This is a genomic window from Aeromonas sp. S16(2024), assembly GCF_041403065.1.
GTDB lineage: Bacteria > Pseudomonadota > Gammaproteobacteria > Enterobacterales > Aeromonadaceae > Aeromonas.
Genome location: NZ_JBGLQX010000006.1, coordinates 107,518 through 118,793, shown reverse-complemented (window position 1 = coordinate 118,793; position 11,276 = coordinate 107,518). Strand labels below are relative to the sequence as shown.

Genomic DNA, 11,276 nt, shown 5'->3' with positions numbered 1-11,276 from the left:
CATTGGTAAAGTTAGCCGGTTTTCTGCACCTCCAAATTCTTAGGATTTCCCGTAGCCATGTTCAAAAAGCTCAGAGGCGTCTTTTCCAACGATCTGTCGATCGATTTGGGAACTGCCAACACCCTGATCTACGTAAAAGATCAAGGGATCGTCCTTAACGAACCCTCAGTTGTCGCCATTCGCCAAGAGCGCGGGAACGCCAAATCGGTCGCTGCCGTCGGTCATGCCGCCAAGCAGATGCTGGGTCGTACCCCTGGTAACATCTCCGCCATTCGTCCGATGAAGGACGGCGTGATCGCCGACTTCTACGTGACCGAGAAGATGCTGCAGCACTTCATCAAGCAGGTTCACGACAACAACTATTTCCGCCCCAGCCCCCGTGTGCTGGTGTGCGTGCCGTGCGGCTCCACCCAGGTCGAGCGCCGTGCCATCAAGGAATCCGCGCTGGGCGCCGGTGCCCGCGAGGTTTACCTGATCGACGAACCCATGGCCGCCGCCATCGGTGCCGGCTTGCCGGTTTCCGAAGCAACAGGTTCCATGGTGGTTGACATCGGTGGTGGTACCACTGAAGTGGCCATCATCTCCCTGAACGGCGTGGTCTACTCCCAGTCCGTGCGTATCGGTGGCGACAAGTTTGATGAAGCCATCATCAGCTACGTGCGCCGCAACTACGGCAGCCTGATCGGGGAAGCCACCGCCGAGCGCATCAAGCACGAGATCGGCTCCGCTTACCCGGGCGAAGAGGTGCGCGAGATCGAAGTTCGTGGTCGCAACCTGGCCGAGGGCGTGCCGCGCAGCTTCACCCTGAACTCCAACGAGATCCTGGAAGCGCTGCAAGAGCCGCTGTCCGGCATCGTCTCCGCCGTCATGGTAGCGCTGGAGCAGTCCCCGCCCGAGCTGGCGTCCGACATCTCCGAGCGCGGCATGGTGCTGACCGGTGGTGGCGCCCTGCTCAAAGACATCGACCGTCTGCTGATGGAAGAGACCGGCATCCCGGTCGTCGTGGCTGAAGATCCCCTCACCTGTGTCGCCCGTGGCGGTGGCAAGGCGCTGGAACTGATCGATATGCACGGTGGCGATCTGTTCCACTACGAATAAGACCCAAAGCCGGCCGAGCGCCGGCTCTTTTTTGACGACTCATGAAACCCATCTTTGGTAGAGGCCCTTCGCTTCAGTTACGGTTGTTTCTCGCCGTCATCATCTCTGTCGCTGCCATCGTCGCGGATTCCCGCTTCGGTGTGTTCACGCACGTCCGCGTCTATCTGAGTTCCCTCGTCAGCCCGCTGCAATACATCGCCAACGCGCCCGGTATCCTGCTCGACACCATGTCGACCCAGGTGCAGACCCGATCCAGCCTGATCGAGCAGACCAAGCAGCAGGAGCAGCAGCTGTTCACCCTGCGCTCCCGCCTGCTCAAGCTGGATCAGCTGGAGCACGAGAACCAGCGTCTGCGCGAGCTGCTGGGTTCGCCCGTGCACAAGGAGTCCCGCAAGATGGTGGCCGAGCTGCTGTCGGTGGATTCCGACCCCTTCAGCCATCAGGTGCTGATCAACAAGGGGGCGCTGGACGGCGTCTATAACGGCCAGCCGGTGATCAACGATCAGGGGGTGGTCGGTCAGGTGCTGCACGTGGGCTCCACCACCAGCCGCGTCCTGCTCATCACCGACTCCAGCCACGGCATTCCGGTGCGGGTACTGCGCAACGATCTGCGCGCCATCGCCTCCGGCAGCGGCGAGCTGGACAAGCTGGAGCTGCGCAACCTGCCGCGCAACACCGACGTCCAGGTCGGCGATCTGCTGGTCACCTCGGGCCTCGGCGGCCGCTTCCCGGAAGGCTACCCGGTGGCGACCGTGACCCGATCCGATTATGTGGAGGGCAAGCCCTTCGCCCAGATCGAGGCCAGGCCCCTGGTGGCGCTGGACAGGCTGCGTTACCTGCTGCTGCTGTGGACTGACAAGAAGCCGGAAGTGCATGACGACGAGGCCCTGGCGCCTGCGGTGGCGCCCTCTGCGGCGACGGCCACCTCGGCGGCGGAGGCGACACGCTGATGCTGCAACCCGCCAGCGGCAGGATCTGGATCTGGTGTTCGATCCTGCTGGCCCTGTGCCTCTCTATCCTGCCGCTTCCCTTTCAATTCGAGCCCTTCCGGCCGGACTGGCTCGCCATGGTGCTCATCTACTGGGCGCTGGCGTTGCCGCACCGCACCAACGTCGGCACCGCCTGGGTGGCGGGCCTGCTGCTGGATGTGCTGCTCGGCAGCACCCTGGGCGTGCGGGCCATGGCCATGGCCATCACCACCTATCTGGCGGCCTTCCAGTTCCAGAAGATCCGCAACTTCTCCCTCTGGCAGCAGGCGCTGATCATCGGTCTGCTCTCCCTGGTGGGCAAGATCACCGTGTTCTGGGCCGAGCACCTGTTCAGCCGTGCCAGCCTCAATTTCGCCTACTTTTGGTCGACGTTGACAACGATGTTAATATGGCCCTGGATTTTTATGGTCTTGCGCAAGGTACGCCGTCGCTTCAATATCAAGTGAACATGAGCAAAAACAACGGATTGTAACTGCGTCTCATCTCATTGAGTGAATATGAACAAGCACAACGAACTGCAACTCTATCTCGCCTCGGGCTCGCCCCGCCGGCACGAACTGCTGACCCAGCTGGGCTACCGTTTCGAGGTGCTCAGGCTGGATGTGCCCGAGCAACGGGAAGCGGGCGAAAAGCCCCAGGATTACGTCTGCCGGCTCGCCCGTGACAAGGCGATGGCCGGTGTGGCCGCGGCCCCGACCCCATTGCCTGTGCTGGGCGCCGACACCATAGTGGTGCTGGGGGACAGGGTGCTGGAGAAACCCTCCGACCTGCTCGATGCCAAGGACATGCTGGAGGCGCTCTCCGGCAAGGTTCACCAGGTGATGACGGCGGTGGCGCTGGCCACCCCGGAGCGCTGCGACGTGCGGCTGGTGACCACCAATGTGGCATTCCGCAAGCTGGACGAGGCCGAGATAGAGGCCTACTGGCGCACAGGTGAACCCTGTGACAAGGCCGGTGCCTATGCCATCCAGGGGATAGCCGGCAAGTTCGTCAGCCGCATCGAGGGGAGCTACAGTGCCGTGGTCGGCCTGCCCCTGCTGGAGACGGACCTGTTGATCAAGCAGCACCTCGAGCAGACTCGGTAATCCCCTCGTCAGCAGTACGCTGCTGAGTTACCCGTTGTTCGTCGTGCCAGAATTCAAAACTAGAAAGGCAAGGTAACTTATGTCAGTAGAACTGCTGGTGAACGTCACCCCCTCAGAGACCCGGGTCGCCCTGGTCGAGAACGGGCTGCTGCAGGAAGTGCATGTAGAACGTCAGGCCAAGCGCGGCATAGTGGGCAACATCTACAAGGGCAAGATCAGCCGGGTGCTGCCCGGCATGCAGGCCGCCTTCGTCGACATCGGCATGGACAAGGCCGCCTTCCTGCACGCCTCCGACATAGTGCCCCACACCGAGTGCGTGGCGATCAAGGAGAAGGAGCAGTTCCAGGCCGGCAACATCGCCGAGCTGGTGCGCCAGGGCCAGGACATCATGGTGCAGGTGGTGAAAGATCCCCTGGGCACCAAGGGTGCCCGCCTCACCACCGACATCACCCTGCCGTCCCGCTACCTGGTCTTCATGCCGGGCAGTGCCCACGTCGGCGTCTCCCAGCGTATCGAGTCCGAAGCGGAGCGGGAGCGTCTCAAGCGCACCGTGGCCGGCTATGTGGACGAGCTGGGTGGCTACATCATCCGCACCGCCGCCGAAGGGGTGGGAGAGCAGGAGCTGGAGCAGGACGCCGCCTTCCTGAAACGGTTGTGGCGCAAGATCCTGGAGCGCAAGCAGAAGTACCCGCCCTGCAAGATCCTCTACGAGGATCCCAGCCTGGCCTTCCGGGTGGTGCGCGACTTCGTCGGTGCCGAGCTCGACAAGATCCGCGTCGACTCGCGCCAGAGCTTCGAGCTGCTCTCGCATTTCACCGGGGAGTATGTGCCCGAGCTCGCGAACAAGCTGGAGTACTACTCCGGCGAGTCGCCCATCTTCGATCTCTACGACGTGGAGAACGAGATCCAGCGCGCCCTGGAGCGCAAGGTGGAGCTGAAATCCGGCGGCTACCTCATCATCGACCAGACCGAAGCCATGACCACGGTGGATATCAACACCGGTGCCTTTGTCGGCCATCGCAATCTGGAAGAGACTATCTTCAATACCAACGTCGAGGCGACGGCGGCCATCGCCCGCCATCTGCGGCTGCGCAACCTGGGCGGCATCATCATCATCGACTTCATCGACATGCAGTCCGAGGATCACCGCCGCCGGGTGCTGCACAGCCTGGAGCTGGCGCTGGCCAAAGACAGGGCCAAGACCAACGTCAATGGCTTCTCCCAGCTCGGGCTGGTGGAGATGACCCGCAAGCGCACCCGGGAGAGCCTGGAACACGTGCTCTGCTCCGAGTGCCCCGAGTGCAAGGGGCGCGGCCGGGTCAAGACGGTGGAGTCGGTTTGCTTCGAGATCCTGCGGGAGATCATCCGGGTCAACCGCGCCTACGATGCGGATCAGTTCACCGTCTATGCGGCCCCCTCGGTGGCCGACTACCTGCGGGGGGAGGAGTCCCACAGTCTGGCGGAGCTGGAAGTCTTCATCGGCAAGCAGGTCAGGGTGGTGACGGAGCCGCTCTGTGGGCAGGAACAATTCGATGTGGTGATGATGTAATTGATCTACCGCTGGCTGAGTCGGGGCTGGTTAGCCCTCGGGGTCTTCTTCGTGCTGCTGGCCATCCTGGTCAGCGTGGTACGCCTTGGCGGCCCCCTGCTCAACCAGCACAGGCAGGCACTGATCGCCACCCTGATCGGCGACAGCGAGCTGGAGGTGAGCGTCGAGCATGTCGGCTTGAGCTGGACCCAGCGCGGCCCGGCCCTCGAGCTGCAAGGGCTGGCCATCGCACCCGATTCGGGGCGCTTCTCCCTGCGCCTTGGCAAGGTGTGGGCCCACCTCGACTTCTGGCGCTCCCTCAACGACTGGAAGCCGGTGTTCGGCCAGCTGCTGCTGAGCGACGGCGACATGGCGCTGGATCTGGCGCAGCCGGCCGCCCCGACCGACGAGAAGGGCCCGAACCAGCAGCGGGCCCTGCTGCGCTTCCTGCTGACCCAGCTCTCCACCTTCGACATTCATGACAGCCGCCTGAGCGTCACCACGGCGCTCGGAGAGGTGCGCGCCCTCAACATCGCCCAGTTGCGCTGGCAGAATCGCGGCAAGCGGCATCAGGGGGTGGGCAAGGCCTACCTCATCAACGGGGTGGGCGAGAGCGCCATCGATCTCATCATCGACGTGGATGCCCCACAAGTGCGCCTCGACAGGCTCAAGGGCCAGCTCTACCTGGGGGCCAGCGAGCTGGACATCAGCCCCATGCTGGCGCGGATCCACGCCGGCGAACCCAGGGTGACCGGCCAGCTCGACTTCCAGCTGTGGAGCGAGTTCGAGGGGGGGAGGCTCGGCAATTCCCTGCTGGCCTTTGGCAACAACCACCTGATCTGGAAGGACGAGGTCAAGGGGGAGCCGCACCGGCTCGATCTGCAGGGGGGCAAGATCCAGCTGCGGCGCGACGGTGAGGAGTGGCAGCTCGCCAGCCATGACGTGACCTTCAAGCTCGACGGGGCGACCTGGCTGCAGAGCCGGTTGCAGCTAGAGCGGGTCGGCTCCCGCATCCAGGGCTATGTGCCCGCCATCGATCTCAACCAGATGGCCAACCTGAGCCAGCTGGTCTCGGGCCTCTATCCCGAGCTGACCAAGACCCTCAAGCACACCCAGCCCAAGGGCAAGGTGCAGGAGCTGGTGCTGCAGGCCGATGGCGACTGGCAGGGGCTCTCCCTGAGCGGCCAGCTCAGGGGCTTCGAGACCAGCGCCTGGCACGACGTGCCCGGGCTGCAGAAACTGGACGGCGACTTCTGGCTGACCCCGGCCGGGGGCAGCGCCCGCCTGACCCTGGGCAAGGGCAAGGTGGATCCCGCCCGACACTTCAAGGTGCCGATCCCGGTCGACAGCCTCTCGGCGCGCCTCGACTGGTGGCGCGAGACCCAAGGCTGGGTGCTCTACGGCCAGGACATAGCGCTGGATAACGAGGACTTGAGCCTCGCCAGCCGCTTCCGCCTCGATCTGTTCGAGCACCCCTTCCTCGCCCTGACCGGCCGCATCGACGTGAAGAATGCGGCCCATGCGGATCGCTACTATCCGCTGGCCGTGATGAGCGACGGCCTGGTGGACTACCTGAGCGGCGCCATCAAGGGGGGCAAGGCCAAGGGGGCCGATCTGCTCTGGTATGGGGAGTTCCGCGACTTCCCCTACGACAAGGGCCAGGGGGTCTTCCAGGTTGCCGTGCCGCTGGAGCGGGCCACCTACGAGTTCTTCCCCGGTTGGCAGCCACTCACCGATTTGCAGATCGATCTGCTGTTCCAGAACGCGGGTCTGGATATGCGCAGCAGTGCCACCCGGCTCGGCAAGGCCAGATCCGACGCCGTGCATGCCTGGATCCCGGATCTCTCCCCAGGCGCGCACCTCTATGTGGATGCCAGGGTCCAGGGGGAGGGGCAGGCCATCAGCGGTTACCTGCAGGAGTCTCCCCTCGCGGGCTCCGTGGGTCAGGCGCTGCGGGAGGTCGAGATCCGCGGCCCCATGGAGGGCACGGTCAAGCTGGACATCCCCCTGGATGGCAAGGGCGAGGTCAAGGCCAACGGAGAGGCGAACTTCCATGACAACAGTGTCAGGATCGCCGCCCTGGATCTGCCCCTGGAGAAGGTGCAGGGACGACTCGAGTATGACAACGAGCACACGCACTTCAGCAACCTCAAGGCCAGTCTCTGGAACCAGCCGCTGACCCTGGATTACCGTGGCAAGCAGCTGCCCCACGGCTATCAGGCGGATCTCAAGTTCAAGGGCCTCTGGGACAGCAGCCGCCAGCGCGAGGACATTCCCGCCCTCGAGATGCTCAAGGGGCGCAGCAACTGGACGGGGACCCTGGGGCTGACCCTGCCCGAGAACAAGGCCTTCAGCTTCCAGCTGGCGCTGGACTCCAACCTGCAGGGGATGGGGCTGGATCTGCCGGTGCCGCTGACCAAGGCGCCCGGGAGCCGGCTCCCCCTCAAGGTCACGGCACGGGGCCGCGACGGCAGCGCCGACATTCGTGCCGTGCTGGGGGCCGATGTGGATATGCAGAGTCGGCTGGTATATGGCGAGGGGGCTGCCTACCTCAGCCGGGTGCGGGTCAACGTCGGCCAGCCCGGGACCAGGGTGCTGCAAGACAAGCCCATGCTGCTCGCCATCAATCAGCCCCAGGCCGACGTGGCCGGCTGGCTGGCACGGCTGATGCGCTGGTTGCCGGGCAAGAGTGCGGAAAGCAGCGGCAATGCGGTGGTCGGTCCCGCCTTCCTGCCCCAGGAGTGGTGGGTCGATGGTCTGCTGGCCCGGGCCGACATCGGCAGCGCCAACCTCAAGGCGGTGCACTTCACCGTAGGGCCGGCGAACCTGGCCACCGAGGTGATGATCGACAGCCCCGAGGTGATGGGGGTGGTGCGCATTCCCGTGATGGACAGGCAGCCCATAGACGCCAAGTTCGCCCGTATTCACTGGTCAGGCAAAGGCTCCGATCTCAGCCCCGAGCCCGATGCGAGGCAGGACAAGGCCATCATGGATGCCATTCCCTGGCTCACCTTCAGCTGCGTGGATTGCCGCTTCGGCGCCCTGCCCCTCGGGGAGCTGAAAGGAGAACTGGTGCCCGGTGCCAACCGGCTCGATCTCAAGGGGCTGGAGATGCGGCTCGCCGGCAGCACCCTGAGCGGGAGCGCCGAGTGGCTGGCGCGGCCCGGCCAGATGCAGACCCGGGCCCGTGCCCACCTCAGCACCCAGAACAGCGAGCTGCTGCTCAAGCGACTCGGCTTCACCTCGCCCATCGGCGACGCGCCGGGCAAGCTGGCGCTGGATCTGAACTGGCGTGACGTGCCCTACCGGCTGGACTTGCCGACCCTGGCAGGCAGTGCCGATTACCAGCTGGAGGGGGGCACCCTGCGGGAGGTCAACGACAAGGGCGCACGCCTGCTCTCCCTGCTGAGCCTCGACTCCCTGATGCGCAAGCTGCGCCTCGATTTTCGCGATGTGTTCGACAAGGGCTTCTACTTCGAGTCCATGTCGGCCTCCGCCAGGATCAAGCAGGGGGTGGTGGAGAACAACGACTTCTACATGAAGGGGGCCGCGGGCAACCTGCGTGGCGAGGGCATCGCCGATCTGGTGCGCTGGCGCCTCGATTATGACCTGAGCTTCTCCCCGAACCTGGGGGGCACATTGCCGGTGGTGGCGGCCTTCTCCCTGACCCCGATCACCGGCCTCTATGTGCTGGCGCTCTCCAAGCTGCTGGAGCCCGTGGTGGATGTGGTGACCCGCATCGACTTCCGGGTCTCGGGCCCGCTGGACTCCCCCAAGCTGATCGAGGCCGGCCGGGATCGCGCCCGGATCAAGCTCAACCAGCAGCAGAAACAGGCGGTGGATGCGGTGGCGCCTAGCCTGCCTGCCAAAGAGGTCACCCCCTTCCTGCTGACCCCCAAGCCGGGTGGGCCAGCCCAGCGCTGAGGAGCGGCATCCGGTGCCAAAATCCTTTCGTCCCGGACCCGAACCCCTCATAGTGCTGGGAGTCCCCCGCGAGCCGAGGATGCCGAGTCCGGCGGCTTGCCCCATCACAAGGAGCGCGTCATGTGGCTAGCCGCCATACAGTTGATCTCGGGCCGTCACTGGCAGGATAACCGGGCACAGATTGCCGCCGAGCTGGCGGCGCTGCCCAGGGAGCGCCCCCTGCTGGTGCTGCTGCCGGAAAACTTCGCCCTGTTCGGCGAGCGCCAGGGCTATCTGGATGGGGCCGAACCCCTGGGGAATGGCCCAATCCAGCAGCAACTGGCCGATTGGGCCAAAACCCACGGCATCTGGCTGGTGGCCGGGGCCATGCCCACCACCATCGCCGATTCCGACCATATCCACACCAGCTCCCTGGTGTTCGATCCCGGCGGCGAGCTCAAGGGCCACTACCACAAGATCCACCTGTTCGACGTGGATGTGGCCGACAGCCACGGCCGCTACCGGGAGTCCGAGACCTTCAGCCCGGGCCAGGAGTGCGTGGTGGTGGACTCTCCCTTTGGTCCCCTCGGCCTCTCTATCTGTTATGATTTGCGCTTCCCCGAGCTTTATCGCCAGTTGGCCCGGGCCGGTGCCCGGGTGCTGCTGGTGCCTGCCGCCTTCACCGCCGTGACCGGCGAGGCGCACTGGGAGCCGCTGCTGCGGGCCCGCGCCATCGAGAACCAGTGCTACGTGGTGGCCGCCAATCAGGGGGGCACCCACGAGACGGGGCGCCAGACCTGGGGCCACAGCATGGTGATCGATCCCTGGGGCCGGGTGCTGGCCTGTCGGGCGTCGGGGCAGGGCACTGTGCTGGCGCCGCTGGATGGGGCCTTGGTCGATGAATTGAAACGCACCATGCCAGTGCTGAGCCACGCCCGTTTGCTGTGATCCCGTGGTTTTGATCGGCGTGGCGCGGATTGAATGCCGACAACCCCCTCCCGACCTCCCCCTTCGAAAGGGGGAGGGGTAGTTGGCTCTCTCCCTTTGAAAAGGGGGGAGTCGTTAGCTCCGCTCCCTCCCCTTATGAAGGGGAGGGCTGGGGTGGGGTTATTGCGATCCGCCCGAATTAACCGTTACGACATCTCGCATCGAGAGTGGAGAAGAAGATTGAGTCTATTGAGCCAGGTTAGTGCCTCCCTGTTGGCCCCGAACGATCTCGACGAAGGGCGTCTGCAACAGCTGCTCGGCAGCCTGATGAGCCATCAGGTGGAGTTCGGCGACCTCTATTTCCAGCGCAGCTGGCACGAGTCCTGGATGCTGGAAGACGGCATCGTCAAGGATGGCAGCTACAACATCGATCAGGGTGTGGGTGTGCGCGCCGTCAGCGGCGAGAAGACCGGCTTCGCCTACTCGGACGAGCTGAGCCTGCTGGCGCTGCAGCAGTCGGTGACCGCGGCCCGCGGCATCGCCGCGGCCGGCGCCCAGGGCAAGGTGAAGGCCTGGGCCAGAACCTCCGCGAACCTGCTCTATCCCGCCATGGACCCGCTGCAGACCCTCGACAAGCTGCAGAAGATCGCCCTGCTGGAGCAGATGGACAAGTTCGCCAGAAGCCTGGATCCCGCCATCAATCAGGTGATGGCCTCCATCAGCGGCGTCTATGAAGAGATACTGGTGGCCGCCACCGACGGCACCCTGGCCGCCGACGTGCGCCCCCTGGTGCGCCTCTCGGTGACCGTCATCGCCGAGAAGGGGGATCGCCGGGAGCGCGGCAGCGCCGGCGGTGGTGGCCGCTTCGGCTACGACTACTTCCTGGAGCTGGACGGGCTGGAGAGCCGCGCCTTCGGCTATGTGCGCGAAGCGGTGCGCCAGGCTCTGGTGAACCTCGAGGCCATAGACGCACCGGCTGGCACCATGCCGGTGGTGCTGGGTGCCGGCTGGCCCGGCGTGCTGCTGCACGAAGCCGTGGGCCACGGTCTGGAGGGGGACTTCAACCGCAAGGGCTCGTCCGCCTTCGCCGGCCGCATCGGTGAGCAGGTCGCCTCCAAACACTGCACCATAGTCGATGACGGCACCTTGGTGGGCCTGCGCGGCTCCGTCTCCATCGACGACGAGGGGACGCCTGGGGGTTACAACGTGCTGATCGAGAACGGCATCCTCAAGGGCTATCTGCAGGACAAGCAGAACGCCCGCCTGATGGGGGTACCGCTCACCGGCAACGGCCGCCGCGAATCCTACGCCGCCCTGCCGATGCCGCGCATGACCAACACCTACATGCTGGCGGGTCAGCACGATCCGGCGGAGATCATCGCCTCGGTGAAGAAGGGCATCTATGCCCCCAACTTCGGCGGTGGTCAGGTGGACATCACCTCAGGCAAGTTCGTCTTCTCCGCCTCCGAGGCCTACCTCATCGAGGATGGCAGGATCACAGCCCCCATCAAGGGTGCCACGCTCATCGGCAACGGCCCCGAGGCCATGAGCCAGGTCTCCATGGTGGGCAGCGATCTTGCGCTGGATCGCGGGGTGGGTGTCTGTGGCAAGGAGGGGCAGAGCGTGCCGGTCGGCGTCGGCCAGCCCACCCTCAAGCTGGATCAGCTCACAGTGGGCGGCACTTCCTAGGTTGGCTTGGCCGCGCAGCGGCATGACCCGACACCATCAAACCCCGGCCGCAGCCGG

8 protein-coding genes are annotated in these 11,276 nt (G+C 65.0%); all 8 read left to right on the top strand.

Annotated elements, in window-relative coordinates; genetic code table 11:
- Positions 1–57 precede the first annotated feature (57 nt).
- The 8 genes from ACB030_RS06565 (at position 58) to tldD (ending at position 11,219) form a co-directional block, all read left to right on the top strand.
- Positions 58–1,098: a rod shape-determining protein gene (locus tag ACB030_RS06565; protein ID WP_005308111.1), complete on the top strand. Its 1,041-nt coding sequence runs from the start codon at positions 58–60 to the stop codon at positions 1,096–1,098.
- Positions 1,099–1,139: 41 nt separating this feature from the next.
- Positions 1,140–2,048, top strand: coding sequence for a rod shape-determining protein MreC (gene mreC / locus ACB030_RS06560; RefSeq protein WP_371158691.1), 909 nt, complete (start codon positions 1,140–1,142; stop codon positions 2,046–2,048).
- Positions 2,048–2,533 (top strand): rod shape-determining protein MreD, encoded by a 486-nt coding sequence (gene mreD, locus ACB030_RS06555; RefSeq protein WP_010672635.1) that lies wholly within the window; start codon positions 2,048–2,050, stop codon positions 2,531–2,533. The genes mreC and mreD overlap by 1 nt, the downstream gene beginning before the upstream one ends.
- A gap of 51 nt (positions 2,534–2,584) precedes the next feature.
- The gene (locus ACB030_RS06550; RefSeq protein ID WP_139439228.1) at positions 2,585–3,172 is read left to right on the top strand and encodes a nucleoside triphosphate pyrophosphatase; all 588 of its coding nucleotides are present in this window, start codon (positions 2,585–2,587) and stop codon (positions 3,170–3,172) included.
- A gap of 79 nt (positions 3,173–3,251) precedes the next feature.
- Positions 3,252–4,721 (top strand): ribonuclease G, encoded by a 1,470-nt coding sequence (gene rng, locus ACB030_RS06545; RefSeq protein ID WP_025325452.1) that lies wholly within the window; start codon positions 3,252–3,254, stop codon positions 4,719–4,721.
- On the top strand, positions 4,722–8,624 hold the full coding sequence (locus tag ACB030_RS06540) for a YhdP family protein (protein ID WP_371158690.1): 3,903 nt from the start codon (positions 4,722–4,724) through the stop codon (positions 8,622–8,624).
- A gap of 120 nt (positions 8,625–8,744) precedes the next feature.
- Positions 8,745–9,551 carry a carbon-nitrogen hydrolase family protein gene (locus ACB030_RS06535; protein WP_371158689.1) on the top strand — a complete coding sequence of 269 codons (807 nt, stop codon included), beginning with the start codon at positions 8,745–8,747 and terminating at the stop codon, positions 9,549–9,551.
- A gap of 219 nt (positions 9,552–9,770) precedes the next feature.
- The gene (gene tldD / locus ACB030_RS06530; RefSeq protein WP_371158688.1) at positions 9,771–11,219 is read left to right on the top strand and encodes a metalloprotease TldD; all 1,449 of its coding nucleotides are present in this window, start codon (positions 9,771–9,773) and stop codon (positions 11,217–11,219) included.
- Positions 11,220–11,276: the final 57 nt, after the last annotated feature.

Bases quoted from the DNA above. Each gene is read 5' to 3' on its own strand.
- ACB030_RS06565 (WP_005308111.1), top strand. From the start codon at position 58: ATGTTCAAAAAGCTCAGAGGCGTCTTTTCCAACGATCTGTCGATCGAT.
- mreC (WP_371158691.1), top strand. From the start codon at position 1,140: ATGAAACCCATCTTTGGTAGAGGCCCTTCGCTTCAGTTACGGTTGTTT.
- mreD (WP_010672635.1), top strand. From the start codon at position 2,048: ATGCTGCAACCCGCCAGCGGCAGGATCTGGATCTGGTGTTCGATCCTG.
- ACB030_RS06550 (WP_139439228.1), top strand. From the start codon at position 2,585: ATGAACAAGCACAACGAACTGCAACTCTATCTCGCCTCGGGCTCGCCC.
- rng (WP_025325452.1), top strand. From the start codon at position 3,252: ATGTCAGTAGAACTGCTGGTGAACGTCACCCCCTCAGAGACCCGGGTC.
- ACB030_RS06535 (WP_371158689.1), top strand. From the start codon at position 8,745: ATGTGGCTAGCCGCCATACAGTTGATCTCGGGCCGTCACTGGCAGGAT.